The organism is Flintibacter faecis (assembly GCF_014287875.1).
Lineage (GTDB): Bacteria > Bacillota > Clostridia > Oscillospirales > Oscillospiraceae > Lawsonibacter > Lawsonibacter faecis_A.
The window spans coordinates 1-26,373 of the sequence record NZ_JACOPN010000012.1; the positions used below are offsets into that span (position 1 = coordinate 1).

The following is a 26,373-nucleotide window of genomic DNA, read 5'->3' on the forward strand; positions in this document are numbered from 1 at the left end:
TCAGTCAGAAACAGGAGTGTTTTCCTTTTGTCCGTTTCAGACTGAACACGGCTTATCAGCCCTTGATTTTCCATTCTTTCCAGCATCGTAGTAAGAGATGTTATCGCTAATCCGCATTTCGTCGAGAGTGACCTGATTGAGATACCATCCTCCTGCCACAGCACATAAAGAATACGTCCCTGGGCTCCATTGAACGCATCAATATTCTTTTCGCTGAGAATCTTCTCAAAAATCCGGTCACCAAGCTGTTTTATTTTGGTGACAAGAAATCCTCCATTTGTTTTCATGCAAAAGCTCCTATATAGTAGTTTATAAAATCATACTATATAGGAGCTTTGTTGTCAACAGTTTGTATGTCTGAATAGAGGTAACTTCCAGTTTGTCGCACTCGTTTCCAGCAGGGTTTGGAGCAGGCACGCCCCAACAAGAGCACTTCGGAAACTCGCAAGAGTTGAAGAAGTGAAGTCCCGGATGGGCAGAAAATTTTCAAAAATTGAAAATTTGTGGCCACGGGACGATTCTTGCTCTCACACTTTCACCCTCTTTGCGCTTTTCTTTCTTGAAAGTCCATCGCTCTTGAAGCCAAGACGGATGAACTCGCAAAACATTATATCCGGGATTTTGGCGCAATTCAGGTCTTTGCCAAACAATCCGGTGGGCCGATCATGCTGATGATTGCCGACAATGCGGCGCTTTCTCTCTTCAATCCTTATCTTTCCAGAGATGTGGTACGCTCATGGATATTGAAGTCAAACGAATGTCCCCTACTGCTGTTGAAATGCTTGATCAACCCGAAGCAACGATATGCCCGCCTAAAAAGTTCGAGTGCTGTGGACAATGCTCCACCAAACAGTTCGTACTCGAACCCAGTTCTTTATGAAAAGGGTTCGGGTATGTTTTTGTTCGCAGAAAGTTTTGCGAAAGGACTGCTCAGAACGGCAGACGAGCAAAGGCAGGGTATCACCGTGGCGGTGGTATCCTGCCTTTTGATATTCTTAACAGAGTATGGTATACTTGGTTTAACAGATGGGAATCGGCAAAGGAGTTGAATCATATGAAAAAGTGTGTCATTCTGAAAGTTATTAGTATCCTTTTTGCCCTCATGACTCTTTTAGCGATCTCCTGTGCCATTACAGGGACGGGGAGCGGCTTTTTGGATCTGAGCAATATTGCAAGAGCTGTTTGTATCGGAATTGCTGTGATCTGCGGTATTCTTGCAGTTATAACTTGGAAATACGCTGAGTCAACGGTTTGAGACCCATTCCGAAAACGGAACGGTTTAGGAGGTTTTCGCCACCTGAAAAGGTGTGCCGTCTGTGCTGAAACAACAAAATCGAAACGAGGAGCATCGGGGCAGGGGATGTCCCGGTGCTTTTTTGTGCCGGGAGGAGCCTTGACCGGGCCGCAGCGGCAGAGGGCAGAAAAGAATAACATTGCGGGGCAGCACGATTTATGCTATGATTATGAAAAATTGCTTCAGAGAAGGATAAACGGACCTTTGAAATTTTGACCAGCAGAAAGGAACACTGAAGAATGAAACCTAAATTTGACGGCTATGCGGCGCAGTATGACGCCTGGTTTATGACCAATGAAAACCTGTTCCAAAGCGAACTGCGCCTGTTTCAAAAGGTGCTGGGGGATATTTCGGGCAAGCGCGTGCTCTCTGTGGGCTGCGGCAGCGGCCTGTTCGAGAGTATGATCGACTGCAGCGGCATCGAGGGCATCGAGCCCTCCCGGGACATGGGTGCCATCGCCCAGAAGCGGGGGGTGAACGTGATCGCCTTCGGCGCCATCGAAGAGGCCGAGCTGGAGGAGAACGCCTATGATGTGATCTACCTCAACGGCAGCTCCAGCTATATGGAGGACCTGACGCTGGCCTTTGATGTCTGCAAAAAGGCCCTCAAGCCCAACGGCAAGTTCATCTCCCTGGACGTGCCCAAGGAGAGCGCTTTCGGCTTTATGTATCTGCTGGCCAAGGCCGTGGGCACCTTTGACCACCCCTCCCTCAACGGGGTCATGCCCCAGCTGCCCTATCCCCTGGAGCTGTGCTGTGCAGGGGTGTGGCACTCCACCGAGGAGAAGATCGACGCCCTGAAGGGGTTGGGCTTCCACGATTTCCAGTTCTATCAGACCCTGCTGAAAAATCCCATGTACACCAACGAGGATGCGGAGGACGTGGTCCCCGGCTATCAGAGCGGCGGCTATGTGGCCATCATCGCCCACAAATGAGCGGGGAAAACGGCGAGAAGCTTTCCCGGCGGCTCTATGAGCGGGTGCAGGAACTCTGGCCCCAATACCTGCGCCACCCCTTTGTGACCCAGATGGCGGAGGGTACGCTCCAGGTGGAAAAGTTTCGGTATTACATGCTGCAGGACTATCTGTATCTCAGGGATTATGTGAAAATCTTTGCGGCCATCATCCAGAAGGCGGACGATTTTGAACAGATCCGCTTTCTCAGCGGGGAGATGTCGGACACCATCGGCGAGACCGCCCGGACCCATCTTCCCTTTATGAAACGCCTGGGCATCACAGAGGAAGAGATACGCCTTGCCCGCCCCCATATGGACAACAGCGCCTACAGCCACTACATGCTGTGGGAGGCCCAGGCGGGGGATGTGCTCACCGGACTTGTGGCGCTTTTGAATTGCTCCTGGAGCTATGCCTATGTTGCGGAGGAGATGGTCAAGCGCTGCCCCGACGCCCTTTGTCACGAGAACTACGGCGCATGGTTTGCAGGCTACGTCTCAGAGGAGTACCAAAAGACCAACCAGGCGCTGATCGACCAGATCGACAGGCTGGGCGCATCGGCGGACGAGGAGAGGATACAGCGCCTTTGCGGGATATTTGAGACGTGCTGCCGGTTTGACCTGCGCTTTTGGGACATGGTCTATGCCATGGGAGAGAACGGAGACGATCCCTAAGAAATACGGCAGAAAGAGAGCGTTTGCCATGAATATCACGGTATACCTGGGGGCCAACCAGGGAAATGACCCGGCTTTGGGCCGGGCGGTGGAGGAGCTGGGGCGCTGGATCGGGGAGAGCGGCCACCGGCTGATCTACGGCGGCTCCAAAAGCGGCCTGATGGGCGTTCTGGCCGACTGCGTGCTGAACGCCGGGGGCGAGGTCATCGGCGTGGAGCCGGAGTTTTTCATGGAGCGGGCGGTGCAGCACACCGGCCTGACCCGGCTCATCGTGACGAAAGACATGTCAGAGCGGAAGGCCAAAATGATCCAGCTGGGGCAGGCGTTCCTCGCCTTTCCAGGCGGCACCGGGACGCTGGAGGAGATATCGGAGATCATGTCCAAGGTCTCTCTGGGCCAGCTGGATGCCCCCTGCATCCTCTATAATTTAGACGGCTATTATGACAGCCTGCGCACCCTGTTGGATCACATGGTCGAAAAGGGCCTGTCCACACCGGAGCGGCAGGCAGGGATTCGATTTGCCCGGGACCTGGGGGAGATCCGGGAGATTTTGGCGCAGGCGTAGCGCTTGGCCCCGGCGGGCAGGAAAGAAAAACGCTGGCCTTTTCCCCGAGGGGATGCTATAATAGAGCATCCCATGATCGTAAGAATAGTTCCGCCCACGGGCGTTTTCGGAGGTTTTTATGTCCAGTAAAGAGGAATTTATTGAGATTTTTACCAGCTGCATCACCCGGGACGGGGCGGACAAGCTGCTGGATTTTCTGGAGCACAAGTGCGACTTTTTCACCGCCCCCGCCTCCGCCCGGTATCACGGGGCCTATGAGGGCGGCCTGTGTGACCACAGCCTGAACGTGTACCACTGTCTGGTGGACTATCTCCAGCGGGAGCGGGTGCAGGAGCTCTATGGCCTGGAGTACAGCGACGAGTCCATCGCCATCGTGGCTCTGCTCCACGATCTGTGTAAGATCGGCTGCTATAAAAAGGGCACCCGCAACGTGAAGGACGAGTCGGGCAAGTGGCAGACCGTGCCCACCTATACCTTTGACGACCCCCTGCCCTATGGCCACGGGGAGAAGAGCGTGTACATCGCCAACGGCTATATCCGCCTGAACCGGGAGGAGGCCATGGCCATCCGGTGGCACATGGGCTTTTCCGGCCCGGAGGACAACCGCACCGTGGGCCAGGCTCTGCAGCGCTATCCCCTGGCCTTTGCCCTGGCCATGGCGGATATGGAGGCGTCCTACTTCCTGGAGAACGAAGATCGACTGTAAATTCAATACAGATGGCAATATTAGAATGAAATAATACGAAAACAGGCCCTTCCGTCAAGAAACGGAGGGGCCTGTTTTTTATTCAGCCGCAGGGAACTTCTGATCCAAAATGGTAACGGAGCTCACCTGATTCGGGTCGATGATGTCGGCCAGGCGGTAGATCACCCGCCCCTGGTCAAACATCCCCTCGGCAGGGTGGCTGATCTGGCAGAAATACCGAGCCGCCATGGTCACCTGGCTGCCGTCCGCCATGGTCAGTACTGCGTTAGTCAGCTCCTCGTCCCCCATGACCGCCATCAGACCTTCTATCGTATCCCCGTCAAAGGGCTGCCCCCGGAAGGGAAGACCAGTCACGTCGTACAGGAAGGAGATGGGCGAGACATACAGCTGCTTCACCGGCAGCTCATACCCGGCGATGTTCAAAGGCTGCTCCGTGGTCAGGGTCCGGCCCGGGTCCTCCTCCGGAATGGTCAGCTTCACCGTCCAGCTCTCCTCCCGGAAGTCCGCCAGAGTATGGAACTCCCAGTCGTTCTCCTCCTCCAGGCCCCACCAGCCCAGCTTCTCCGGAGTGAGCTTCAGTTTGATCCCCAGCAGGTCGCCGCTGGCCACCTCCAGGTGGATGTGCAGCAGCATGGAGATCCGGCCGTGGACCAGGTCGCTGCTCTCCGGCAGGTACTCCCCGCCGATGCCGCCGCCCCAACCCTGGTTGGTCAGGTCCCGGTTGGTGGGCAGCACCCGGAAGTCCATGCGGTAGTCCTGCTCTGTCAAGACCGTGCCTTCCGGCGCAGTCAGATCCACCAAGATCTCGCCGCAGTAGCGGTCGAACAGCAGCTGCTTCACCTCCACTGTCCAGCCGTTCTTGTAGGCGTGGGTCTTATCTACCTGAACTATGCCGTTGGAGACCAGAGTCAGGTCCTCCTGTCCGATTCCAAAGTAGTCCATCAGCCGCTGGTCCAGCCCCGCAGCCACTGCAAAGGCGGCAGTCATCATCAGGGCGGCGGCAACAAGGGCCACAAGGCCACGCTTCATTCCTCGCTTCATGGTCTGCTCCTCTCTTTCCGTTCTGTGCAGTCTGTCCAGCATGGTCACCTCCTGCTCCTGAGTAGGGGCGATCTGATCAAACATCCGGCGCAGGTCAAGGTCATCCATGGTATTCCACCTCCAGAACTTCTTTCAGTTTTTTTCGTCCCTGGGCCAGCCAGGTGCGGACAGTAGAGGGATTCTTCCCCATGATCTCCGCCGCCTCCCGGGCGGTATAGCCCTGATAATAGCAGAGATACAGGGCCATTCGCTGGTGCTGCGGCAGGGTAAGGACCGCATCCCACAGCTCCCCATCCACCGGCTGTTCCCAGGTCAGCTTCTCCATTGCTTCTTCGCTCTCCCGGTGGGTGCGCCACCAGTGCTTCAGCTGATTTTTGCACTCGTTCCGGGCGGTGACGATGAGCCAAGCCTTTTCGTGCTCCGGATCACGGAATGGTTTGGGGTACTCCATCACCTTTCGAAAGACGGTCTGGGCGGCGTCCTCGGCATCGGGTACATTTTTCATCAACATCAGACAGATCTGATAGACCATTTTGATATGCCGGTGGTAGATGGCCTCCACCTCCTCTGTGCTGCGGTTCCCCTTCACGAAAAGCGCCTCCCTTCTGTTCTCTCTGTCTATTACACAATCGGAGAGGGAAATTTGTTGAGGAATAAGAGAATATTATAGAGAAAGGGACAGCCGTTGGCTGTCCCTTCGAGATCGTCAAAAAAGCCTGTCATTGCGAGGAGGGGCATCGCCCCGACGTGGCAATCCGTAACCCCCGTCCCTTGGCCCCCTTGTGAAAGGCCGATTCCCCTTGTCAAGGGGAAATGTCCCGAAAGGACAAAAGGGATAGGGCTAGCTGTCAGCTTAGATCAAATTTTGCTGAGATTCTATCACAGAACGGGGGAAATTGCAAAATTTGATTTATGGCTGCAATATTTCTATAGAATAATACGAAAGAAAGATAGAAAATATGTTCCATTTCTGAAACACATGTGCTATAATGAGAGGACATTCGGTTCTGCCTTTGGCGGGAGAGAGGGGCCTATATGGACGGCAAGCATCAGGTTTTACAGGAATACTTCGGCTATGACACATTTCGCCCCGGGCAGGGGGAGCTGATCGATGCCCTGCTGTCCGGCCGGGATGCCTTTGGGGTGATGCCCACCGGGGGCGGCAAGAGCTTGTGCTATCAGGTGCCCGCCCTGCTGCTGCCGGGGGTGACAGTGGTGGTGTCCCCCCTGATCTCCCTGATGCGGGACCAGGTACTGGCGCTGAAAAAGGCCGGGGTGGGGGCGGCCTATCTGAACAGTTCCCTCACCCAACCCCAGATGGACCAGGTGTGCCGCCGGCTGCTGGCGGGGGAGTACCGCCTTTTGTATGTGGCCCCGGAGCGGCTGCTGGCGGACCGGTTCCTGGCCGTGGTCCAGCGGCTGGACATCGCCATGGTGGCGGTGGACGAGGCCCACTGCATCTCCCAGTGGGGCCAGGACTTCCGGCCCAGCTATCTGCGCATCGTGGAGTTTTTAGGCCGCCTGCCCCGGCGGCCTGTGGTGGCGGCCTTCACCGCCACGGCCACCGCTCAGGTGCGGGAGGACGTGCGCCGCATCCTGGCCCTCCGGGACCCGCTGGAGATCGTCACCGGCTTTGACCGGCCCAACCTGCGCTTTGAAGTGCTGCACCCCAAGAACAAGGCGGACGCCCTGCTGGCCCTGGTCCGGGACCGGGGGAGCAGATGCGGCGTGGTCTATTGCTCCACCCGGAAAGAGGTGGAGAACGTGTGCCGGATGCTCCAGGAGCACGGCCTGTCCGCCACCCGCTACCACGCGGGCCTGCCAGAGGAGGAGCGCCGGGAGAACCAGCAGGACTTTCTCTATGACCGGAAAACGGTGATGGTGGCCACCAACGCCTTTGGCATGGGCATCGACAAGTCCAACGTGGGCTATGTCCTCCACTATAACATGCCCCAGAGTTTAGAGGCCTATTACCAGGAGGCGGGCCGGGCGGGACGGGACGGCTCTGACGCCGACTGTATTCTCCTCTTCTCCCAGGGGGACGTGCGCACTGCCCGGTTCCTGCTGGAGCACGGGGAGGACAACGAGGCCCTGTCCGACCGGGAGCGGCAGCAGGTGGAGGAGCAGGGTAGGCGGCGGCTGAACGCCATGGTGGGCTACTGCAAGACGAACTGCTGCCTGAGAGGATACATTCTGGACTATTTCGGCCAGGAGCACCAGGACGAGTGCGGCAACTGCGGCAACTGCTCTGCCGCCACAGTGGAGCGGGACGTGACGGTGCAGGCCAGGATGGTCCTGTCCTGCGTCCAGCGCATCCGCAACCACCTGGGCTATCCCCTGGGGGCGGCCATGGTCATCCGGGTGCTGCGGGGCAGCGGGGACAAGCGGGTGAAGGAGCTGGGGCTGGACGGCCTGACCACTTACGGCCTGCTGCGGGATACGCCCAGGCCCCAGGTCCATGAGCTGATGGACTATCTGGAGGAACAGGGCTGTCTGCACACCGACCCGGTCTATGGCGGCGTGACCCTGACCCAGCGGGCGGGGGACATCCTGTTCCGGGGGGAGCCGGTGGTCATGGTCCTGCGGGCCAGACCGGTGTTCCAGAGCGCAAAAAAAGCGGGACAGCCGAAGGTGGAGGAGGACGGCCTGTTCTCCGCCCTGAAGGCCCTGCGCCTGCGGGTGGCCCGGGAGGAGGGGGTGCCAGCCTATCTCATCTTCTCCAACGCCACCCTGGCGGACATGGCCGCCCGCGCCCCCGTCACCATGGACGGCCTGCTCCAGGTCTCCGGCGTGGGCGGCTATAAGGCCCAGCGCTATGGCCGGGAGTTTTTGGAGGAGATACGGCGGTATCAGGAGGAGACATAGCAGAGACAGCCTGTTTTAACACGGTCCTCCCAGAAAAAGCAGCGGGTGAAAGGGGGAAACCTCAGGTTTCCGGCTCCACCGCCTGGAACACCAGCCAGCGTCCGTCCTGGAGGACCTCCAGAGTGCCCGCCTCCATACCGATCTGATAGCCGAAGCCGGAACCGAAGTTGGACTGGCCGTCCTCCTCCGGTTGCTGCCAGGGCTGGACGGAGGAGGTGATCTCCCCATCCATATTTCCGCAGCGGCCTTCAACCGTGCTCTCGCGCCCGGTGTCCTCATACAGCACCCCGTCCGCCATAAACATACGGGGCATCAAAATACCGGGGGCGGAGGCATCAGGGCCGACGGAAGAGGACGCACCGCCCTGCCCGCCGCAGCCTGCCAGTACCCCGCACAGCGCCAGGGCCAGGAGAAGGGAAAGAACTCGTTTCATCAAAAAACCTCCCATCGTCTTTTACGTGGTTAGACGATGGGAGGCGGGAAAAGTTCCGCAGAACTTCTCTGTCAAGCGGGGAGGGAGACCTTGCGGCGGGATGCCGGAGACAGCCGGCGGTATTTACGGGAAGAGAATAGGATGGGATGGAACTGCGTTGCCTTTCCGATGGGAGTGTGGTATGATAGGCACGTTATTTGAAATGAAACGGGAAGGAGCCATGTTTATGAGCTATGCAGACCAGGTATTTATTCAGACCTGCAAGGATATTTTAAGCAAGGGTGTTTGGGACACGGACCGGGAGGTGCGCCCCCGGTGGGAGGACGGCAGCCCAGCCCACACCATCAAGCTCTTCGGCGTGGTGAACCGCTATGACCTGCGGGAGGAGTTCCCCATGCTCACCGTGCGCAAGCAGTATCTCAAGTCCGCCGTGGACGAGCTGCTGTGGATCTGGCAGAAGAAGTCCAACAATATCCACGATCTGCACAGCCATGTGTGGGATTCCTGGGCCGATGAGAACGGCTCCATCGGCAAGGCCTATGGCTATCAGCTGGGGGTGAAGCACCACTATCCCCAGGGGGACATGGACCAGGTGGATAAGATCCTTTGGGACTTAAAGCACGACCCCGCCTCCCGCCGCATTCTGGCCATCATGTATAACCACCATGATTTGAGCGAGATGGCCCTGTACCCCTGTGCCTACTCCATGACCTTCAACGTCTCGGGCAACACCCTGAACGCCATTTTGAACCAGCGCTCTCAGGATATGCTCACTGCAAACGGCTGGAACGTGATGCAGTATGCCACCCTGCTGCACATGATCGCCCAGGTCACCGGCTTCCAGGCCGGGGAACTGGTCCACGTCATTGCCGACGCCCACATCTATGACCGCCACGTCCCCGTGGTAGAGGAGCTCATCGCCCGCAAGCCCTTCGATGCGCCCAAGTTCACCCTGGACCCCTCCGTCACCGACTTCTATGCCTTTACCCCCGACAGCGTGAAGCTGGAGGGCTATCAGGCCCACTCCCTGGACCCCAAGCTGATCCCCGTGGCGGTGTAAAGGAGGAAAACTTGTCATGAATCTCATAGCTGCGGTGGACGCGCACTGGGCCCTGGGCAAGGGCGGCGACCAGCTGGTCTACATCTCCCAGGACCTAAAGCGCTTTAAGACCCTGACCACCGGCCACCCGGTGATCTTAGGGCGGAAGACCATGGCCACCTTCCCGGGCGGACGGCCTCTAAAGGGCCGCCGGAACCTGATCCTGTCCCGGAACCCGGACTTTGCCCCTGAGGGGGCGGAGGTGTTCCCCGACCTGGACAGTCTGCTTGCCCAAGCCCCGGAGGATGCCTGCGTCATCGGCGGCGCATCGGTGTATCAGGCCCTGCTGGACAAATGCGACACGGCCTATATCACCAAGATCCACAAGGCCTATCCCGCCGACTGCTGGCTGCCCGACTTGGATGCCGACCCAAGCTGGACCCTGGCGGAGGAGTCGGAGCCTTTGGAGGAGAATGGCCTGACATTCCATTACGCAACGTATAAAAGAACGTAAAAATAACAGCTGCGCAGTTTTTTCGCTGCGCAGCTGTCTTATTTTTGTCCTTGCCTTCCCCCTGCCAGGGGGAAGGTGGCCCAAAGGGCCGGATGAGGGTGGGTCTCGATGGTGCGGTGGTCATCGAACGGGCGGACACGGAGGTCCGCCCCTACAAAAGCTATTGTAACCCTCAGTAGGGGCCGCTGTCCCCGGCGGCCCGTTTGATACGAGCTTACAGCCGCAGCTGCTCCCCCGTCAGGCCGTCCCGGGCCAGCATCTGCTCCAGAACATCCACGTCGGCGGTGATGTCCATGGTGTCCCCCTGGAACAGCTGGTCCAGCTGCTTTTCAAAGCCCTCCACCACCTTGTCCATCATGCCCTCTATCCGGGTCATGGCAGCGGTGATGTTTTCCCCGGCGATCTGCTGGGACTCCAGCTGGCCATAGGCCCGCAGAATTTTCAGCGTGGTGGGCAGGTAATAGCTGAGGAAGCTGTGCAGCTGGGGGGCCTTCTCCGGGCGGCTCTTCTGATACTCCAGGATTTTGGCGGTGATGACCCCAATGCGGTCGATTTGGGCGGACAGCTTTTCGTTGGCCACCTGGTCATTCACCTGACGGATCTCATCTAGAATGGCGTTCTCCGCACCTCGGTCTGCCTTTGACGGTTGGGGCTGGGCCTTGGCCGCGGGCGCGGTGTCCTGGGACTCCGGCTGGTCCTCCAGCCCGCCGCCCAGGACAAAGCGGTCCCCGCCATAGTTCAGATAGCCGCTGGGGAACAGTCCGGCATCCAGCATGTCCTCCAGGTCGGCGCACACCTTGTTTTTCGGGCGGCCGGTGGCGGAGGCTAAGGCGGAGATGGCCACGCTCTTCTTCTCCCCGATCATGGCCAGATAGCCCCGGAAGCGCCCCGCCCGGCGCTGACGGCGGATGCCGTCCACCAACAGCCCAAGGCCCACGGCCAGCACGCACAGGGCGGGCAGCTGGGCCAGAAGATCGTCCAGGAACCAGGCAAACTCCCCGTGGATGAGCCAATACATCACGTTCCGCATGGAGACGGCCAGAGCGAGCACCGTCACCACGGACAGCCCACCACCCAGGAGAGCGAGCTGCTTGCCCTTTTTTGCCAACCGGGCGATCTGCTGGCTGACCTGGGGTGCGGCGGCGGGAGATACGGTTTGCCCGCCCTGTCCGCCGGTGGTTCGGGCCCCCAGGGGGGAGCGGGTCGCGGACTGGGCGGCATAGCCCTGGGTGCGCTGCTCCCGCCGCTGGCCGCGGGAGAGGCCTCCGCCGCCCAGCAGCTTCAGCACCACCAGCAATACCCCCAGTGGGGTGACAAAAATAAGCATAAGGATGGGGAATATCCAGGAGCGCAGCTCCTCCTTCGACTTCTGATCCATGTGCATGGTCCAACCTCCAAGCCGGGTCTGCCCGGCAAGAAACACTATGATTTCTTATCATACCTGAGGGAACGAAAAAAGTAAATGGCGGTTTTTGGGTTTTTCACCAGAAGAAACGGGCAGTTGTAACTGTTCTGTAATGATATCCCCGGCATTTGAGTGATATAATGCAAAGAAGCTGACAAAATAGACTCCCTGAAAGAGGAGCGGACCCCGGCTGAGGCTGGATATGGAGGAATTGAGAAGCATGAGTGGACATCGCATTGAAAAAGCGCCCAAGGGGGAACAGAAACAGGGGAAAAAAGGCGCGGTCCTGGCGGGCGTGATCGCAGCGGTACTGCTGTGCGGCTATCTGGGCCTGTGCGCCTGGGTGGGCGGCCGGAACGTTATTATGCCCCATGTGGGCATCAGCGGACTGGACGTGTCCGGCATGACCCGGGACCAGGCGGCGGATGCCCTGAAAAACGCCCTGGCAGAGGAGCGCGGCGACCCCATCACCCTGAACATCTCCTGCGAGGGCTGGAGCGGCAAGCTGTCTGCCGCCGACCTGGCCGTGGACCAGGAGACCACCGTCCAGGCGGCCATGCAGGCCGGGGAGGGCCCCTTCCTGCTCCGGGGCGGTCAGTATCTGGCCCATCTGCTGGGGGCAGGCAGCCAGGTGGAGTTGGCCCTGCAGGATCAGCAGCCCGCTTTGACTGCCCTGTTAGAGGATATGGAGCGCCAGGTGGGCGACGTGACCATGGCCCACTGGCAGGTCAGCGGCCAGACCCTGGAGCTGACCAAGGGGGTCACCGGTCTGGCGGCGGACGAGGAGCAGGCCGCCCAGCTGCTGCACCAGGCCCTGGACCAGGGCTTTGCCCAGAAGTTCGGCCAGGGGGAGCAGAACGTCACCGTGGACGTGGACCTGCCTGTCACCCAGATGCCCCCCCAGGAGCCCGACTTTGACGCCGTCCACCAGGACGTGTATACCGAGCCCAAGGATGCCGCCTTGGACGGCACCACCCACGAGATCGTCTCTGAATCCGTGGGTCTGGACTTTGACCCCGCCCAGCTGAAGGCCGCCTATGACCAGGCGGGGGAGGGCGAGACCGTGTCCATCCCCCTCACCGTTACCCAGCCCAAGGAGACCCGCGAGAGCCTGTCCGCCAAGCTGTTCCGGGATCTGCTGGGCAAGGGAACCACAAAAGTGGGCGGCTCCGCTGCCAGGAAGAACAACGTGGCGCTGTCCGCCAAGGCGTGCAACGGCGTGATCCTGCTGCCCGGTGAGGTGTTCTCCTATAACAATACCACCGGCAGCCGCTCGGCGAGCAAGGGCTATCAGGCCGCACCGGTGTATGTGGGTGGAGCCTCCACCGACGAGGTGGGCGGCGGCATCTGCCAGACCTCCTCCACCATCTATTACGCCGTGCTTCACACCACCCTGGAGGTGGTGGAGCGGCGCAGCCACATGTACAACACCGGCTATGTCCCTGCGGGCATGGATGCCACCGTGTACTATGGCTCCACCGACTTCCGCTTTCGGAACAACACCAACTACCCTGTGAAGCTCGTCACCGAGAGCTATGACAAGGGGGGCAGCCGCTACCTCACCGTCAAGATTTACGGCACCAACGAGACCGGTACTTATGCCGTACCCAAAAGCACCACCTTCGACCAGGTGGCCCCCACCACCCAGTATAAGGCGGACAGCTCCATTCCCAGGGGCACCACAAAGGTGGACCGCAAGCAGAATCCCTATACCGGCGTGAAGGCCAAGACGGTACGATATGTATACAACAAGGACGGCTCGTTGAATCAGGAACAGAGCATGGGCACCAGCACTTATAAGATGCGGCCCAAGACCATATACTATAACCCGGCCGACGGTGACCCCGCCACCTGGGCCAACGGCGTACCGCCCCAGCCCAGCACACCCGGCGGAGGTCAGACGGAGACCAAACCCTCCACCGGAGAGAACACTGTCCCCGCCGAGACCCCGGCGCCTGAGACGCCGCCCCAGACAGGCGGCGAGACGGCGGGCGGGAACGAGCCCCCCTCTCAGGACCTTCAGACTTAAGACGGATACAGGAGAGGAGCGCACATGTTTCAAGGTTTTACCCAGGGGACCACGGATTTTCTTTGGGGAATCCGATTCAACAACGAGCGCAGCTGGTTTCTGGCCCACAAAGAGGAGTTCCGCACCCTGGTGGATGCGCCCATGCGGGAGCTGGCTGCACAGGTCAGCGGTGAGATCAATGACCGGTTTCCCAAGCTGCAGTTAAACTGCAAGGTCAGCCGCATCTATCGGGATGCCCGCCGGCTGCACGGCCGGGGGCCCTATAAGGACCACCTGTGGTTCGTTCTGCGGCCTATGGCCACCGCCGCTGACACAGAGCCCGGCTTCTATTTCGAGGCGGCTCCAGAGCACTACAGCTACGGCATGGGCAGCTGGAATACCACGCCGCAGACCATGGCCAAGCTCCGCGCCCGTATCGACCGGGACCCGGAGCCATTAAAACAGCTGGCCCGCCGCCTGGAAAAACACGGGGAGTTTGCCCTGGAGGGCCAGATGTACAAGCGGCCCAAGGGCGACCCCGGTACCCTGCTTTACCCCTGGTATAACCGGCGGCAGATCACGCTGACCAGCGACCACAACTGCGACGAGCTGTATTTTTCCCCAGAACTGGCGGAGCAGGTGGTAAACGGTTTTGCCTTTCTGGTGCCCTACTATGACTATATGTGCTCTGTCATGGCCGACCCTGCCCCGGAACAGCCATGACCCCCGCGAAAAACACCTCTGAGCGGCCGTTCAGAGGTGTTTTTGCAACTTATTGGGCTACCTCACTATCTCGCTAAAATTTAAGTAGATTTCGCACAAAAAGTACTTGACATTCCGCGGCATATGTAGTATATTATAGCCAGAAACAGAAAGGATTGAGTCCAATGTACTAAGAAGTTCAAAAGGCCGCACCACCAACTGCAAAGCTGAACGCATCACCCAGAGCGAAGAACCAAACGCTCCACCCGAATTCGGATCGGGGAAAATTCAAGGGCGCGCCAGAACAGAGCTTTCCCCATCCAGACATGGAATTGTGGATACTGCTCCAGGAAAGGAGAAGACCAGCGCCAGCGTTCTTCCACCGGCGAATCAGACAGCGGCAAGCGCACATCCAACGATCATCCCATCCATCCCCCAACCACCGGACCTCGGCTATGAGGCGCGGACCGCAGGGCGGCCCCAATTCAGTTGACAGGAGATGTGTAGCGCGAGATCGGCGGAACGTGTAGCCATTCTGAAGAAAGAGAGGTAACCAAATGGTAGAACCCAAGCAGCATCAGGAGTGACCCTCGCCGTACCGAGTACGAAACGGACGGCAGAGGGTCACTTCTTTTTTTGCGCTTTTTTCGGCATCTCTCGTATAGATGGACAGAAAAAGCGGCTGCCCCGGGTGTTGGGGCAACCGCTTCGCTATGATGCTGTTACTGTCGGTCCCGCAGCCAGTTCTTCCAGGTGAAGTATACCGTGGCAGCCAGCACCGCAACGGAACACACCGCCAGGATCAGCAGCCCGGTGCTTCGCACCATAGTACACCGATAAATCAAGTAGGCGCTATAAGCCGCCACCAACCCGGTATAGATCACGTTGTATATCAGGGCGAAGGGCCGGATGACCTGGGGATACTTGCTCCGCAGCACCAGGTCCACCACGAAAAAGAGAAACAGCAACAAAAGCAAAATCGTTGTTTTCATCGCACAAAATACCTCCCAGTCAACTTGTGTCCTTGATTATACCACAAAGCGCTCAAGTCCTCAAGTTAAATTTGGAAAAATCTGTTTTAAATTTTTGGGCTGAAGCGGCTTAAATGAGGATCCCCTGACAGTGGTCCAGCTCGTGCTGGATGATTTCCGCCGTCCAGCCGGTGAAGGTTTTCAGCCGGGTCTGGAATTTTTCGTTCTGCCACTGGACCTTGATGGTCTGGAAGCGCTTGGCTTTTCGGGTGCCGGTGAGGGACAGACAGCCCTCCTCTGCCTCGTAGGGGCCGGAGCACTTGACGATCACGGGGTTGAACATCACCATGTAAGTCCCCTCGTTGTCAAAGGCGATGATGTGCTTGTTCACGCCGATCATGTTGGCTGCCATGCCCACGCAGCCGCTTTTGTGGGCAGCCAGGGTGTCCAGCAGGTCCAGGGCTGTGGACAGGTCGTCCAAGGTGGCGGGCTGGGCCTTTTGGGAGAGAAAAGCCTCATCTCTGCAAATTTCTCGGATCATGGGCGTGCCTCCTTGGTGTTTAAACGCTCTGTCCACTGAGCTTCTTTGAAGCCAACCAGGACAAGGCCATCCCCCACCAGGAGGGGGCGTTTGATCAGCATGCCGTCTGTGGCGAGAAGCTTCAGCATCTCGTCCTCGCTCATACCGGGCAGCTTGTCTTTCAGCTGCATGGACTTATATAGCAGACCGCTGGTGTTGAAGAACTTTTTCAGCGGCAGACCACTGCGACGGGACCATGCGGACAGCTCATCATAAGTGGGAGTTTCCGCTTTGATGTCTCGCAATTCATAGGCGATGTGGTTTTCGTCCAGCCATTTTTTCGCCTTCTGACAGGTGGTGCATTTGGGATAGCAGAGAAAAGTCATGGTGTTCACACTCCTATTATACCTTATAAGTCCATTATTTCAGTTCGTTCCGCACCGTCATCACACGTAATTGTTACGATCAATTTCGTATTATTATCAGAAAAAGCCAAGTCATAGATCAACTCGTTCTCTGTATGCCAATGAATAGGATGAGTTTAAGAATGGGACGTTCTCTGAATATCCTTTTCACATCGTATACCTCCATATGAGATCAATACCATCTTTATCATACACATATCCCAGAAAAAGTACAAGAGTGGGAATGCTGTTCCAGCCCTTCAGTTCATCGGAGTACAGGTGCCGTCAAGGTTTCTTCTACGCTGCTAGCCCTATGTGGAAATACTAAGAGGCATCTGTAATAGTATTCAGATTCTGCGCCGCAATAGACAAAGAATAAGAAACCCCCTCTGAAATCAACGACTTCAGAGGGGGATTGGTCCGAGTAGTGCGGCTCGAACGCACGGTCTCCTGCTCCCAAACCAGGCGCGCTACCAACTCCGCTATACCCGGGTGATCTCTCTCTATTGGCCGCCCAAACGATGGATAGGCAACATCGGCCTAACTAGTATAGTATACTTTTGAAATAATTGCAAGTCTTACGCATCTGTGATAAGATAAAAATTCAAGAAAATGACGAGGTGAATTCCATGAGAATGAGAAAAAAACCCAACCTTGGCCCCCGGATGGAGCGGTGCGGCCGGTTTTTGATCGATGACCCCGCCGCCTATCGGGGACACTGGCGGGATCTGAAGCCTGATGCCGCCGACCTGCGGCTGGAGCTGGGCTGCGGCAAGGGCCGCTTTACCGCCGAGACCGCCCAGCAGCACCCGGACACCCTCTACATCGCCCTGGAGCGGGTCCCCGACGCCATGATCGTGGCCATGGAGCGCTGCATGGACAAGGGCCTGACCAATGTGTTCTTCATCGACGGGGATGCCGCTCGTCTGCGGGACTACTTCGCCCCCGACGAGGTGGACCAGATGTACATCAACTTCGGCGATCCCTGGCCCTCCAACCGCCACGCCAAGCGCCGCCTGACCCACGAAAACTTCCTGGTGCTGTACCGGGGGATTCTGAAGACCGGCGGAAAGCTGTGTTTCAAAACGGACAACCGGGACCTGTTCGAGTTTTCCCTGTTCCAGTTCCCCAAGGCGGGGTATGACCTGTCTGAGGTCACCCGGGACCTGCACAGCCGGGGCATCTGCGGCGTGATGACCGACTACGAGGCCAAGTTCCACGAGCAGGGCGTACCCATCAACCGCTGCGTGGGCACCAAACTGGCCGTGGACCCGGAGCCCGAGTTCCACCCCATCCCCGGCTGGGGCGATGCCCACCCCGGTGTGCGTCCCGAGCAGGAAGATACAGACGGGCAGGAGCCGGCCGAGGCTGACAAAGGGGACTGACCATCACCCACGCAGCCGGAAGATGCGCCCAAGCTCCACCCCCTGGGCGGAGAGGGCGGCCAGATAGAGGACTCCCCCAAATACCAGACAGGTCCCGGCGCTGGACAGCGCCCCAAAGCCGCAGCTGAGGAGCCGGCGCTGGAGCAGAGACATGGTCAGGGCCGACAGCAGGGCGGCCAGCCCGGGGGCGATGAGCCAGGGGAGGGGCCGCAGAGCCAGACCGGTGTGCCGCAGGGTGAGGGCCAGGCACAGCAGCGCCTCCAGCCCGGCGGAGACCAGGGCCCCGGCCACATAGCCCCCCATGCCCACACCGGGCAGGGGGACCAGAACCAACGTCAGGGCCAGCTGCACTCCGCCCCCCAGCAGGGAGACGGCGGCCACCGTTCCCTGGCGGCCCACCCCGTTTAAAATGGCCCCCAGCACAGAGCAAAAGCAGCTCAGGGCCATGACGGCGGCAAGAGGCAGCAGATAGCCGTCCACCGGGCGGCCGAAGAGCAGCCGTCCCAGAGCTGGTCCCACCACGGTCATCCAGGCCATGGCGGGCAGGGCCAGCACCCCCACGATGGACAGTGCCCGCTGGGCCAGCTGCTGGACCCGGTCCCACCGGTCCAGGGCCCTCGCCCGGGCCAGCCGGGGCAGCAGCACCAGATTCAGCGCCCCCAAGAACACCGTGGGCAGGGCCAGCATGGGCAGCGTCATGCCGCACACCACCCCAAGCTGGGCGATGGCATCCTCCCGGGCCATGCCCCCCTCCACCAGCTTTTGGGGGATGAGAGCGGCGTTGGCCGCCCCCAGCAGATTGCCCAGCAGGGCGTTCAGGCCCACGGGCAGGGCGATGGCGGCGATGCGTCGGCGGCGGACGGCCCCCGGCTCTCCGGGCCCGGACAGAACGCCCCGGCGGCGACGGCGGTAGAGCACCGCCAGCGTGACGGCGGAGAACACCTCGCAGATCACCATTCCCGCCACTACCAGGCCCACCGCCCGTTCCGGGTACTGGGGCAGGAACAGCCACAGCAGCCCCAGCACCGCCGCCGAGCGCACCAGCTGCTCGCACAGCTCGGTGACGGCGGGAGGGCGCACCAGGCCCGCCCCGTAAAACCAGTGCTTGTGAAAGTTTTCTACCCCCGTGAGGGCCACGCAGGGCACCAGCAGAATAAGCCCCAGCTGGGTGCGGGCATCCCCCAGCAGGGCCACGGATACAAAGTCCGAGGCGAAGATCAGCCACCCGCCCACGGGGAGCAGTACCAGAACGAACAGTTTCAGACAGGCTCTCAGGACCTGGTCCGCCCCACGGGCGTTTCCACGGGCCAGATACTGGGCCGTCAGGTTGGACACCGCCGCCGTCAGCCCCACTGCCGTGAGGGACAGCACCACGGCGTACATGGGCATGAGCAGCTGATAGAGCCCCATGACCTGGGCCCCCACCATGCGGGCCAGGGCCACCCGATAGCCAAAGCCCAGCAGCTGGGACACCGCACCCAGCACCGTCAGCAGCACCGCCCCCTGTCCGGCGGACGTGGTCTCCTTGCCCATGGCTTCCCCTCCTCTCCCGGTCAGCATATGCCGGGCGGGGGAGGGGTATGCTTTTTCCTCTGCTCTGGTTTTTCCCTTGCCCTGGGCGGCGGGATAGGATATAATGGTCCTGCAGAATGGGTCTGCGGCTTTTTACGGCAGACCCGCTGTTTTTGTTGGATGGAATGATGAAACGAATGAGAATGCAGGAGGTTATTTGATATGTCTTTTGTAACGTTAGAACACCGGGGCCCTGTGGGCCTGATCACCATGAACCGGCCCGAAGCCCTGAACGCCCTGAACGACCAGGTGCTGCGGGATCTGGACGCCGTGCTGGACCAGGTGGAGGCGGATGACAGCATCCTGGTGGCTGTGATCACCGGCGCAGGCCGCTCCTTTGTGGCCGGGGCCGACATCGGCCAGATGTCCACCCTGACGGCGGCGGAGGGCAAGGCCTTCGGCGTGCTGGGCAACCGGGTGTTTTTGAAGCTGGAGAATCTGACCAAGCCCACCATCGCTGCGGTGAACGGCTTTGCCCTGGGCGGCGGCTGCGAGCTGTCCATGGCCTGCGACATCCGGGTGGCCAGCGAGAAGGCCAAGTTCGGCCAGCCCGAGGTGGGTCTGGGCATCACCCCCGGCTTTGGCGGCACCCAGCGTCTGCCCCGGCTGGTGGGCTCTGCCAACGCCATGGAGCTGATCCTCACCGCCCGGAACATCAACGCCCAGCGTGCCCTGGAGATCGGTCTGGTAAGCCACGTCTATCCCGCCGAGGAGATGCTGGATCGGGCGCTGGAGCTGGCCGATGCCATCGCCGCCAACGCCCAGGTGGCTGTCCGCCAGTCCAAGGCCGCCGTGCGCCGGGGCCTCCAGGCCGACATGGCCACCGGCGTGGCCTATGAGAGCGAGGCCTTTGGCCTGTGCTTTGCCACCGAGGACCAGAAGGATGCCATGGCCGCCTTCCTGAAAAAGGAGAAGCTGCCCGGATTCAAGAACAAGTAAGGACACAGAACCACGCGCCGCTCCCGACCTGAGCACAGGCCGGGAGTGGTGTTTTTTGCCCGAAAGTTGTTGGAAGCGGCGGAAATGCTCCTTTGGAATTGACTTTCTTTTGTGGCGGTTGTAAAATTATTTTATTGTGCTGACTTGCCTTGCACAGAAATTCATCCGTAGGAAGATGGAGGAGCGAGAACAATGGAGATATCTAAAGTACACGCCGTGTTTTTCAGCCCCACGGGCAATGCCAAAAAGGTGATCTGTACCGTGGCCGACGCTGTGGGGGCAGCGCTGGGCGTCCCCGTGGCCTATGACGATTTTACCCTGCCCCAGGCTCGACAGGAGACCCGGAGCTATGGCCCCGGCGACCTGGTGGTCTTCGGCACACCCACCTATGCCGGACGTATCCCCAACAAGCTGCTGCCCTTTGTGCAGAGCGGTTTTCAGGGCAATGGGGCTCTGGCCGTCCCCGTGGCGGTGTTCGGCAACCGGAGCTATGACAACGCCCTGATGGAGCTGCGCAACGAGCTGGAGGCCCACGGCTTCCACACCGTGGCCGGAGCGGGTGTCCCCACCGAGCACGTGTTCAGCAACAAGCTGGCCCCCGGCCGTCCCAATGCGGACGACCTGGCGGAGCTGGCCGGGTTCGGGCGCAAGATCGGGGAAAAAGTGGCCCGGCTGACGGACATTCCCACACCCATCGCCGTGAAGGGCGAGGACCCGGTGGGCCCCTACTACATTCCCCTGGGAACCGACGGAAAACCCGCCAAGTTCTTAAAGGCCACCCCCAAGACCGACACGGACAAGTGCAACAAGTGCGGTCTGTGCGCCACTGCATGCCCCGTGGGCTCTATCCCCGCCGACGCCCCGGACACCTGCGCCGGCATCTGCATCAAGTGCCACGCCTGCATTAAGGTCTGCCCCACCGGGGCCAAGTATCTGGACGACCCCGCCTTCCTGTCCCATGTGGCCATGCTGGAACAGAACTACACCCGCCCCACCCAGGCGGAGTGGTTCCTGTGAGCCTGCAAGAAAAGTGAAATAAAGTAAAAACGATTCAGTTGTCGTTCATGCCGAAGGGGATGGACAGTAGCTTTTTCTTCCACAGGCTTTCCGTGTGGATAACTTCCTCATCGGTGGCGGTTTTGGGGAGAAGCTGCAAAATAGAGAACTGGAAGAACTGATACCGATCCGGGTGGTCGCAGAGAAGCTGGCGCATCCGCTTGTTGTTGCCGTGGAGAGGATCCACATAGTACCGCCAACGGCCCAGAAGACCGTCCTTCCCATAAGCGGAACCCACATATTGTTTCCCGTTTTGCGTATCGGTAATAAGATAGACCGCATTTACAGAGGAAAGGGCGGTGTGCCACGCCTCATAGTCGGTGGCGTTTTCGACCACTTCCTTTAGCTCGTGGTAAGAGAGGACCACCTGTTCAAAGCCTACGAAGGGGTGTCTGTTGGCTGTTTGGATGGCCACGATGGGTTTTTCCGTGGTGCCGCGCTGGTGCCACATGCGGGCAGATTTGCCCCAGTCGATCACCAGCCGCTGTTCATATTCGCCCAGAAGGTCCACGGGGGTCAGGTCAAAATAGGCATTCTGCCCGGCGAACCAATCGGGGTGTGGAAAACCGACGGGCATCACATTCGGCGTGTCCGGAACAGAGGGGCCGACCTGATACAGTGCATAAAACTTAGCGTAGTTTCCTGCGTCGCTGATAAAAATGGCCCAGTGGGTATAGCCGCGGCTGAAATCGGGCTTTTGCTGACGGGTATACTCCAGGACCATATTTTTCTCATAGCAGCTGCGAAAGCCCTTGTCAGAAAGGGCGTGGCGGATGAGTTTGACTTTTCCGGGGGCAAGGCCGACCTTGGTCAAGAGGTCTGAAAAGAAAAGAACGGGCATCTATGTGGGACCTCCTCGCAACGACAGAAAACCGTTTGTCCGTACCGAATGTAACGCAATCTAAAAAGCAAGAACACCACACGTTTCTGTGTGATGTTCTTAGATGGTGGAGACAACAGAACTCGAAGGTCAGGGGTGTCTTTTTAAGTGCCTTTTCGTGATTCCTGATGCCTTCCCGTCCGAAAGGAATGAACCTTGAAACCCTTGGGGCACAAGGCTTTGAAGAGACGAAATCCTTAAAACAATTGCGGCACAGGGGATTGAGAAAGGATGAGCAGATTTCCGATTTTTCGGAAGTTTGCAGGACATTTGCGGGACATTGATGAGATGTTTATTGGACTTTACAGGGACGTCTGTTTTGCTGCGACCAGTCCAACTTACAACAAGTGATCCCCTATAATACGGTGGATTTGCTGCAATTCCTCTGACCAGTCCTTTTGATCAAGATCAAAATAAACATCCAGATTATCATCCAACTCCTGTGGCAGGTGAACCGCCATATGGGTTAAATCATGGACGACTTGAATATCACTATGCTTGATAAATGGATTCATAATGATTCTATAACTCCGGGTTTTGAACAAATATCGTAAATCACTAAAGAGCAGAGCTTCTTCTGATATCCGATACAGAAAGACCGCAGTAATTTTTTGTAATGCTTCTTCAGAGATTCCCATTTTAAGGGCGATATCTTTTCTAAAGAATATTCCATTGATTTGATTGCACAGTAGTTTTGTTGGTTCAAAGAGCGCTGTTTCCTTGATGTCAGCATAAGTCCAGTTTATAGCAAGCAAATTGACATGAGTCGGGGTCATAGGTACGACAAACTTTTTGGCAGCAGATTCAAAAAAGTCAGTCAACTTTAACACTCGCGGAAAACGACATTCAATCCCGTGTTGTTTGCAAAAAGCGTTAAGCGCAGCGCGTCCAGAATCGTCTATCAAAAGGCCGGGTAATATGATGTTTTTCTTTCGGTCTCGCTCAGGAAAATTAGGGGTTTTGGCCTCGATATCCAAGATAATACCGTTGTCATATTCAAATCTGGCTTCCGGATTTGCGCCGTTTGATCCCATGGGTGGTTCATATGTCATTTTGGATATGGTGGATGGTCCAAATGCGGCAAAGTAGGATAGCAGGTGAAGTTCAGATAGTGCTTCAAAAAATGCATTCTGCCTGTAGTTTTGCTTTCCAGCGGACAATTGATCTTTCAAAAATCTTTCGATTTTAGATTGCCCAAAACAGCCATATAAGAAATTTATACGGCTATTAAGATTCATTAAAAAAGTGTCGGGGAAAGCATGATAGTCATAGCCATATTTAAGGGTTAGTTGATGCTCAGTAAAAAACGGTTTAAAAAATTCTGCATCATTGTACAAGGCACGGATGAGAAAATGCTGGTCAGAGTACTCGTCAAAAATACCGTTGCGCCAACACTCCTCGATACGATTTGGCAACACATCTTTTAATCCATTTAACATTGAGAAAGAGTCTTTGTTGGGAAAAGGTAGGTCATGTCTAGCCACGGCATCCGCCTCCAATCGCAAATATGATACTTACATTGTACCAAAGATAATGGAAGTAATAAAGTACAGCAACTGGAATCGTGGCTGATAGATATTTTACGTAAAACACTTGCGCAAGTGTGTGTCTACTTTTGAGGGAGGTGTTATGAGTGGGAGAAGCACAGCACTTCCCCTATTATTACGGCTATGAATCCGAACAGTTTACCTTTTACCGCATCCCCAAGCTGCTGGTGACTGACGAGCGCTTTCAGGGCCTTTCCACCGACGCCAAACTGCTGTATGGCCTGATGCTGGACCGTATGAGTCTGTCGCTAAAAAATGGCTGGCTGGACGAGCAGGGGCGGGTCTATATCTATTTTCCCGCAGAGGAGATCATGTCGGTGCTTCACTGCCGAAGCGAGAAGGCGTCGAAGCTGCTTGCGGAGCTGGACAGCAAAAAAGGCATTGGCCTGATTGAGCGTGTCCGGAAAGGACAGGGCAAGCCCACCACGATCTACGTCAAAAATTTTGCAGGAACTCCGTCATTTTGAGTGAACAAGACCGATTATGGAGGGAGTGCGCCTATTTGAGAAATTCGATTTTCGAATTTCAAGACATTCGGAAATCGAAAGTTTAGACGTTCGAAAATCGAAATCTAATAAGACTGAGATGAGTAATACGGATGGAGTAAGAAAGAAAACAGACCGAGAAAAGAATAACTGTCTTGTAGAAGAACTGGAGCCGCGAGACTCCTTTTTTGTTGGAGGTGTTTCCGTGAAAACAATCGCCCTTGCAAACCAGAAAGGCGGCGTCGGCAAGACCACCACAGCCGCCAGCCTTGCCAGTGGTCTTTCCCGGCAAGGTAAAAAAGTCCTTTTGGTGGACGCAGATGCCCAGGGAAACCTGACCCAGATGCTTGGCTGGGCCCAGCCGGACGAGCTTTCGCCCACCCTGGCCGACCTGATGGGCAAGATCATCACCGACCAGCTAGTCAGCCCCGGAGAGGGCATTCTGCATCACGATTCCGGCGTTGACCTGCTGCCGGCAAACATCGAACTGTCGGCGCTGGAGGTCACGCTGGTCAATGCCATGAGCCGTGAAACGGTCATGCGGCAGCTTTTGTCCACCGTGCAGGATCGTTACGACTATGCCCTCATCGACTGTATGCCATCGCTGGGCATGATGACGCTGAACGCACTGAGTGCGGCGGACAGCGTCATCATTCCGGTGCAGGCGCATTATCTCCCTGCAAAGGGTCTGGAGCAGCTTTTGCGGACGGTCGCCCGTGTGAAACGGCAACTCAATCCCAAGCTGGAAATCGACGGCATTGTGCTGACGATGGTGGACGGCAGAACCACGCTGGCAAAAGGCATCAGCGAACAGATCCGGCAGGCATACGCCGGTCGGGTCTTTGCCAGCGAAATACCTCGCTCTATCCGCGCCGCCGAGGTCAGCGTGGAAAACAAGAGCATTTACGACCTCGACCGAAACGGCAAAGCGGCGCAAGCCTATATCAACATTTATTATAGATCAATGTTAGGTGGTTTCTTCTTATGGTCAGCAATCCAACCTAAGTAAGTGGCCGGACCAGATTGATACAAATCGTTCCCGCTACCATCCAAAATGACAGTTAAGGGCATGTCTTTTACTTCCAGCCGCCGTACCGCCTCGCAGCCCAGGTCCTCCCAGCAGATGACCTCCAGCTCCTCCACGCTGGCGGCCATCAGGGCGCCGGCGCCGCCCAGGGCGGCCAGGTAGACGGCTCCGTTGCGCACTACGGCCTCCTTGACCGCCTGATTCCGGGCGCCCTTGCCGATCATAATAGCCTGGCCCAGGTCCAGCAGCCGGGGGGAGTAGGCGTCCATCCGCCCGCTGGTGGTGGGGCCGGCGGAGCCGATGACCTGACCGGGCCGCTCCGGCGTGGGGCCCACGTAGTAGACGGCGGACCCCTCCACGGGGAAGGGCAGGGACTGCCCAGCGTCTAAAAGCTCCATCATCCGTTTGTGGGCCGCGTCCCGGGCGGTGTACACCGTACCCGACAGCAGCACCGTGTCTCCGGCCTTCAGGGGGGCCAGCATCTCCTTTGTCACGGGGGTGGTCAATTTGTATTGCATCAAAACCCCTCCTTACAGTTCGGCCGTGGCCCGGCGGGTCACATGGCAGCTGACGTTGATGGCTACGGGCAGGCCGGCCACGTGGGTGGGAGCCGCCTCAATGGACAGCCCCAGGCAGGTGGTTTTCCCGCCGAAGCCCTGAGGGCCGATACCCAGAGCGTTGATCTCCTCCAACAGCCCCCGTTCCAGGTCGGCGTAGAAGGGGTCAGGGTTGGGCTGGTCGATGGGCCGCAGCAGGGCGTGCTTGGCCAGATAGGCCACCTTGTCGAAGGAGCCGCCCACGCCAATACCAAGGACGATGGGGGGACAGGGGTTGGGGCCTGCCAGCCGTACCGTCTCCAGGACAAAGTTTTTCACGCCCTCCACCCCGTCGGCGGGCTTTAGCATCCCCAGGCGGCTCATGTTTTCGCTGCCGAAGCCTTTGGGAGCCACGGTGATGGTGCAGCCGTCTCCGGGGACCAGCCGCAGGGTGATGGCTGCGGGGGTGTTGTCCCCGGTGTTCACCCGGCGCAGGGGATCGCCCACGATGGACTTGCGGAGGTAGCCCTCCCCGTAGCCCCGGCGGATGCCCTCGTGGATGGCCTCCTCAAAATTGCCCTCGATGTGGACCTCCTGGCCCAGCTCCACGAAGACGCAGGCCATCCCCGTGTCCTGGCAGACGGGCAGGTTTTTCTCACCGGCCAGCTCCATGTTGTCCCACAGCAGGTTCAGGGTCTCCTGGGCCAGTGGCCAGGGCTCGGCCTTCCGGTCCCGGTCCAGGGCGGCCACGATATCTGCGGGCAGTTTGGTGTTGGCCTGGACACATAACTGGGCAATTACCTCGGTAATAGCGGAAGATGTAACCGTTCGCATAAGGAGCTCCTTTCTTTA

The 26,373-nt window shown here is 58.1% G+C and carries 28 protein-coding genes, 1 tRNA gene and 1 pseudogene; 16 read left to right on the forward strand and 14 right to left on the reverse strand.

The genetic code is table 11. The annotated features are described in order from the left end of the window. Positions 1 to 287, reverse strand: a 287-nt coding sequence (locus tag H8S55_RS12920) for a MarR family transcriptional regulator (protein ID WP_186879267.1), incomplete at its 3' end; no start/stop codon positions are given. Between the two features lie 378 nt (positions 288 to 665). On the opposite strand from H8S55_RS12920, the gene H8S55_RS12925 reads away from it, so the two are divergent. From H8S55_RS12925 to H8S55_RS12950, 6 genes are all read left to right on the forward strand, one after another. Continuing rightward, the gene (locus H8S55_RS12925; RefSeq protein ID WP_186879268.1) at positions 666 to 1,049 is read left to right on the forward strand and encodes a hypothetical protein; all 384 of its coding nucleotides are present in this window, start codon (positions 666 to 668) and stop codon (positions 1,047 to 1,049) included. Positions 1,050 to 1,054: 5 nt separating this feature from the next. Continuing rightward, positions 1,055 to 1,255: a hypothetical protein gene (locus tag H8S55_RS12930; protein ID WP_186879269.1), complete on the forward strand. Its 201-nt coding sequence runs from the start codon at positions 1,055 to 1,057 to the stop codon at positions 1,253 to 1,255. Between the two features lie 278 nt (positions 1,256 to 1,533). Beyond that, a complete protein-coding gene (locus H8S55_RS12935) occupies positions 1,534 to 2,229 on the forward strand; it encodes a class I SAM-dependent DNA methyltransferase (RefSeq protein WP_186879270.1) in 696 nt (231 codons plus the stop codon). Beyond that, a complete protein-coding gene (gene tenA, locus H8S55_RS12940; RefSeq protein ID WP_186879271.1) occupies positions 2,226 to 2,921 on the forward strand; it encodes a thiaminase II in 696 nt (231 codons plus the stop codon). Before H8S55_RS12935 ends, tenA begins: the two co-directional genes overlap by 4 nt. A 28-nt stretch (positions 2,922 to 2,949) precedes the next feature. After that, complete coding sequence (locus H8S55_RS12945; RefSeq protein WP_147564026.1) at positions 2,950 to 3,486, forward strand: LOG family protein; 537 nt, start codon at positions 2,950 to 2,952, stop codon at positions 3,484 to 3,486. A 118-nt stretch (positions 3,487 to 3,604) separates the two neighbouring features. After that, positions 3,605 to 4,192 carry a hydrolase gene (locus H8S55_RS12950; protein ID WP_147564027.1) on the forward strand — a complete coding sequence of 196 codons (588 nt, stop codon included), beginning with the start codon at positions 3,605 to 3,607 and terminating at the stop codon, positions 4,190 to 4,192. 78 nt (positions 4,193 to 4,270) lie between these two features. On the opposite strand, the gene H8S55_RS12955 is transcribed toward H8S55_RS12950, so the two are convergent. Beyond that, positions 4,271 to 5,341 (reverse strand): hypothetical protein, encoded by a 1,071-nt coding sequence (locus H8S55_RS12955; RefSeq protein ID WP_186879272.1) that lies wholly within the window; start codon positions 5,339 to 5,341, stop codon positions 4,271 to 4,273. Then, positions 5,334 to 5,822 carry an RNA polymerase sigma factor gene (locus H8S55_RS12960; RefSeq protein ID WP_238044378.1) on the reverse strand — a complete coding sequence of 163 codons (489 nt, stop codon included), beginning with the start codon at positions 5,820 to 5,822 and terminating at the stop codon, positions 5,334 to 5,336. The genes H8S55_RS12955 and H8S55_RS12960 overlap by 8 nt, the downstream gene beginning before the upstream one ends. A 446-nt stretch (positions 5,823 to 6,268) precedes the next feature. On the opposite strand from H8S55_RS12960, the gene recQ reads away from it, so the two are divergent. Continuing rightward, positions 6,269 to 8,098: a DNA helicase RecQ gene (recQ, locus tag H8S55_RS12965; RefSeq protein WP_186879273.1), complete on the forward strand. Its 1,830-nt coding sequence runs from the start codon at positions 6,269 to 6,271 to the stop codon at positions 8,096 to 8,098. Between the two features lie 61 nt (positions 8,099 to 8,159). Here the strand turns inward: recQ and H8S55_RS12970 are convergent, their stop codons facing one another. Beyond that, entirely contained in the window at positions 8,160 to 8,531 is a 372-nt protein-coding gene (locus H8S55_RS12970) for a hypothetical protein (RefSeq protein ID WP_186879274.1), read from the reverse strand. Positions 8,532 to 8,757: 226 nt separating this feature from the next. On the opposite strand from H8S55_RS12970, the gene thyA reads away from it, so the two are divergent. Beyond that, the gene (gene thyA / locus H8S55_RS12975; protein ID WP_186879275.1) at positions 8,758 to 9,591 is read left to right on the forward strand and encodes a thymidylate synthase; all 834 of its coding nucleotides are present in this window, start codon (positions 8,758 to 8,760) and stop codon (positions 9,589 to 9,591) included. Positions 9,592 to 9,607: 16 nt separating this feature from the next. Then, a complete protein-coding gene (locus tag H8S55_RS12980) occupies positions 9,608 to 10,084 on the forward strand; it encodes a dihydrofolate reductase (protein WP_186879276.1) in 477 nt (158 codons plus the stop codon). A 214-nt stretch (positions 10,085 to 10,298) separates the two neighbouring features. Here the strand turns inward: H8S55_RS12980 and H8S55_RS12985 are convergent, their stop codons facing one another. Beyond that, positions 10,299 to 11,468 carry a 5-bromo-4-chloroindolyl phosphate hydrolysis family protein gene (locus H8S55_RS12985; protein ID WP_186879277.1) on the reverse strand — a complete coding sequence of 390 codons (1,170 nt, stop codon included), beginning with the start codon at positions 11,466 to 11,468 and terminating at the stop codon, positions 10,299 to 10,301. A gap of 241 nt (positions 11,469 to 11,709) precedes the next feature. Here H8S55_RS12985 and H8S55_RS14405 point away from each other — a divergent pair, with 241 nt between their 5' ends. After that, complete coding sequence (locus H8S55_RS14405) at positions 11,710 to 13,518, forward strand: VanW family protein (protein WP_186879278.1); 1,809 nt, start codon at positions 11,710 to 11,712, stop codon at positions 13,516 to 13,518. Positions 13,519 to 13,542: 24 nt separating this feature from the next. Beyond that, positions 13,543 to 14,220 (forward strand): DUF2461 domain-containing protein, encoded by a 678-nt coding sequence (locus tag H8S55_RS12995; protein ID WP_186879279.1) that lies wholly within the window; start codon positions 13,543 to 13,545, stop codon positions 14,218 to 14,220. A 701-nt stretch (positions 14,221 to 14,921) separates the two neighbouring features. Here H8S55_RS12995 and H8S55_RS13000 read toward each other — a convergent pair. From H8S55_RS13000 to H8S55_RS13015, 4 genes are all read right to left on the reverse strand, one after another. Next, a complete protein-coding gene (locus H8S55_RS13000; protein ID WP_186879280.1) occupies positions 14,922 to 15,191 on the reverse strand; it encodes a hypothetical protein in 270 nt (89 codons plus the stop codon). A 109-nt stretch (positions 15,192 to 15,300) separates the two neighbouring features. Beyond that, the gene (locus tag H8S55_RS13005) at positions 15,301 to 15,711 is read right to left on the reverse strand and encodes a peptide deformylase (RefSeq protein WP_186879281.1); all 411 of its coding nucleotides are present in this window, start codon (positions 15,709 to 15,711) and stop codon (positions 15,301 to 15,303) included. Continuing rightward, positions 15,708 to 16,076: an arsenate reductase family protein gene (locus H8S55_RS13010; RefSeq protein ID WP_186879282.1), complete on the reverse strand. Its 369-nt coding sequence runs from the start codon at positions 16,074 to 16,076 to the stop codon at positions 15,708 to 15,710. Before H8S55_RS13010 ends, H8S55_RS13005 begins: the two co-directional genes overlap by 4 nt. Positions 16,077 to 16,510: 434 nt before the next feature. Beyond that, positions 16,511 to 16,586, reverse strand: a tRNA-Pro gene (locus tag H8S55_RS13015). 137 nt (positions 16,587 to 16,723) lie between these two features. Here H8S55_RS13015 and trmB point away from each other — a divergent pair. Beyond that, the gene (gene trmB / locus H8S55_RS13020) at positions 16,724 to 17,479 is read left to right on the forward strand and encodes a tRNA (guanosine(46)-N7)-methyltransferase TrmB (RefSeq protein WP_186879283.1); all 756 of its coding nucleotides are present in this window, start codon (positions 16,724 to 16,726) and stop codon (positions 17,477 to 17,479) included. A gap of 3 nt (positions 17,480 to 17,482) precedes the next feature. Here trmB and H8S55_RS13025 read toward each other — a convergent pair whose 3' ends face one another. Next, positions 17,483 to 19,012, reverse strand: coding sequence for an oligosaccharide flippase family protein (locus H8S55_RS13025; protein WP_186879284.1), 1,530 nt, complete (start codon positions 19,010 to 19,012; stop codon positions 17,483 to 17,485). Positions 19,013 to 19,213: 201 nt separating this feature from the next. Here H8S55_RS13025 and H8S55_RS13030 point away from each other — a divergent pair, with 201 nt between their 5' ends. Further along, a complete protein-coding gene (locus H8S55_RS13030) occupies positions 19,214 to 19,990 on the forward strand; it encodes an enoyl-CoA hydratase-related protein (protein WP_186879285.1) in 777 nt (258 codons plus the stop codon). A gap of 192 nt (positions 19,991 to 20,182) precedes the next feature. Then, the gene (locus H8S55_RS13035; protein ID WP_186879286.1) at positions 20,183 to 21,007 is read left to right on the forward strand and encodes a 4Fe-4S binding protein; all 825 of its coding nucleotides are present in this window, start codon (positions 20,183 to 20,185) and stop codon (positions 21,005 to 21,007) included. A gap of 34 nt (positions 21,008 to 21,041) precedes the next feature. Here the strand turns inward: H8S55_RS13035 and H8S55_RS13040 are convergent, their stop codons facing one another. Beyond that, entirely contained in the window at positions 21,042 to 21,887 is an 846-nt protein-coding gene (locus H8S55_RS13040) for a GIY-YIG nuclease family protein (protein WP_186879287.1), read from the reverse strand. A 377-nt stretch (positions 21,888 to 22,264) separates the two neighbouring features. Then, positions 22,265 to 23,410 (reverse strand): hypothetical protein, encoded by a 1,146-nt coding sequence (locus H8S55_RS13045; protein WP_186879288.1) that lies wholly within the window; start codon positions 23,408 to 23,410, stop codon positions 22,265 to 22,267. A 149-nt stretch (positions 23,411 to 23,559) separates the two neighbouring features. Here H8S55_RS13045 and H8S55_RS13050 point away from each other — a divergent pair. Then, positions 23,560 to 23,919: pseudogene (locus H8S55_RS13050) on the forward strand (replication initiator protein A); the annotation flags it as partial. A 244-nt stretch (positions 23,920 to 24,163) separates the two neighbouring features. Further along, positions 24,164 to 24,967, forward strand: a complete 804-nt coding sequence (locus H8S55_RS13055) for a ParA family protein (RefSeq protein ID WP_366468017.1) — start codon at positions 24,164 to 24,166, stop codon at positions 24,965 to 24,967. Here the strand turns inward: H8S55_RS13055 and H8S55_RS13060 are convergent. Both H8S55_RS13060 and H8S55_RS13065 read right to left on the reverse strand, forming a co-directional pair. After that, a complete protein-coding gene (locus H8S55_RS13060; protein WP_186879290.1) occupies positions 24,913 to 25,503 on the reverse strand; it encodes a Fe-S-containing hydro-lyase in 591 nt (196 codons plus the stop codon). The genes H8S55_RS13055 and H8S55_RS13060 overlap by 55 nt on opposite strands. Positions 25,504 to 25,515: 12 nt before the next feature. Further along, positions 25,516 to 26,355, reverse strand: a complete 840-nt coding sequence (locus H8S55_RS13065) for a fumarate hydratase (RefSeq protein ID WP_186879291.1) — start codon at positions 26,353 to 26,355, stop codon at positions 25,516 to 25,518. Between the last annotated feature and the right edge of the window lie 18 nt (positions 26,356 to 26,373).

Bases quoted from the DNA above. Each gene is read 5' to 3' on its own strand.
- H8S55_RS12985 (WP_186879277.1), bottom strand. From the start codon at position 11,468: ATGCACATGGATCAGAAGTCGAAGGAGGAGCTGCGCTCCTGGATATTC.
- H8S55_RS12970 (WP_186879274.1), bottom strand. From the start codon at position 8,531: ATGAAACGAGTTCTTTCCCTTCTCCTGGCCCTGGCGCTGTGCGGGGTA.
- H8S55_RS12935 (WP_186879270.1), top strand. From the start codon at position 1,534: ATGAAACCTAAATTTGACGGCTATGCGGCGCAGTATGACGCCTGGTTT.
- trmB (WP_186879283.1), top strand. From the start codon at position 16,724: ATGAGAATGAGAAAAAAACCCAACCTTGGCCCCCGGATGGAGCGGTGC.
- H8S55_RS12995 (WP_186879279.1), top strand. From the start codon at position 13,543: ATGTTTCAAGGTTTTACCCAGGGGACCACGGATTTTCTTTGGGGAATC.
- H8S55_RS13060 (WP_186879290.1), bottom strand. From the start codon at position 25,503: ATGCAATACAAATTGACCACCCCCGTGACAAAGGAGATGCTGGCCCCC.
- H8S55_RS12980 (WP_186879276.1), top strand. From the start codon at position 9,608: ATGAATCTCATAGCTGCGGTGGACGCGCACTGGGCCCTGGGCAAGGGC.
- H8S55_RS13035 (WP_186879286.1), top strand. From the start codon at position 20,183: ATGGAGATATCTAAAGTACACGCCGTGTTTTTCAGCCCCACGGGCAAT.
- recQ (WP_186879273.1), top strand. From the start codon at position 6,269: ATGGACGGCAAGCATCAGGTTTTACAGGAATACTTCGGCTATGACACA.
- H8S55_RS12955 (WP_186879272.1), bottom strand. From the start codon at position 5,341: ATGGATGACCTTGACCTGCGCCGGATGTTTGATCAGATCGCCCCTACT.
- H8S55_RS12945 (WP_147564026.1), top strand. From the start codon at position 2,950: ATGAATATCACGGTATACCTGGGGGCCAACCAGGGAAATGACCCGGCT.
- thyA (WP_186879275.1), top strand. From the start codon at position 8,758: ATGAGCTATGCAGACCAGGTATTTATTCAGACCTGCAAGGATATTTTA.
- H8S55_RS13000 (WP_186879280.1), bottom strand. From the start codon at position 15,191: ATGAAAACAACGATTTTGCTTTTGTTGCTGTTTCTCTTTTTCGTGGTG.
- H8S55_RS13010 (WP_186879282.1), bottom strand. From the start codon at position 16,076: ATGACTTTTCTCTGCTATCCCAAATGCACCACCTGTCAGAAGGCGAAA.
- H8S55_RS12950 (WP_147564027.1), top strand. From the start codon at position 3,605: ATGTCCAGTAAAGAGGAATTTATTGAGATTTTTACCAGCTGCATCACC.
- H8S55_RS14405 (WP_186879278.1), top strand. From the start codon at position 11,710: ATGAGTGGACATCGCATTGAAAAAGCGCCCAAGGGGGAACAGAAACAG.
- H8S55_RS13040 (WP_186879287.1), bottom strand. From the start codon at position 21,887: ATGCCCGTTCTTTTCTTTTCAGACCTCTTGACCAAGGTCGGCCTTGCC.
- H8S55_RS13030 (WP_186879285.1), top strand. From the start codon at position 19,214: ATGTCTTTTGTAACGTTAGAACACCGGGGCCCTGTGGGCCTGATCACC.
- H8S55_RS13005 (WP_186879281.1), bottom strand. From the start codon at position 15,711: ATGATCCGAGAAATTTGCAGAGATGAGGCTTTTCTCTCCCAAAAGGCC.
- H8S55_RS12930 (WP_186879269.1), top strand. From the start codon at position 1,055: ATGAAAAAGTGTGTCATTCTGAAAGTTATTAGTATCCTTTTTGCCCTC.
- H8S55_RS13025 (WP_186879284.1), bottom strand. From the start codon at position 19,012: ATGGGCAAGGAGACCACGTCCGCCGGACAGGGGGCGGTGCTGCTGACG.
- tenA (WP_186879271.1), top strand. From the start codon at position 2,226: ATGAGCGGGGAAAACGGCGAGAAGCTTTCCCGGCGGCTCTATGAGCGG.
- H8S55_RS12925 (WP_186879268.1), top strand. From the start codon at position 666: ATGCTGATGATTGCCGACAATGCGGCGCTTTCTCTCTTCAATCCTTAT.
- H8S55_RS13065 (WP_186879291.1), bottom strand. From the start codon at position 26,355: ATGCGAACGGTTACATCTTCCGCTATTACCGAGGTAATTGCCCAGTTA.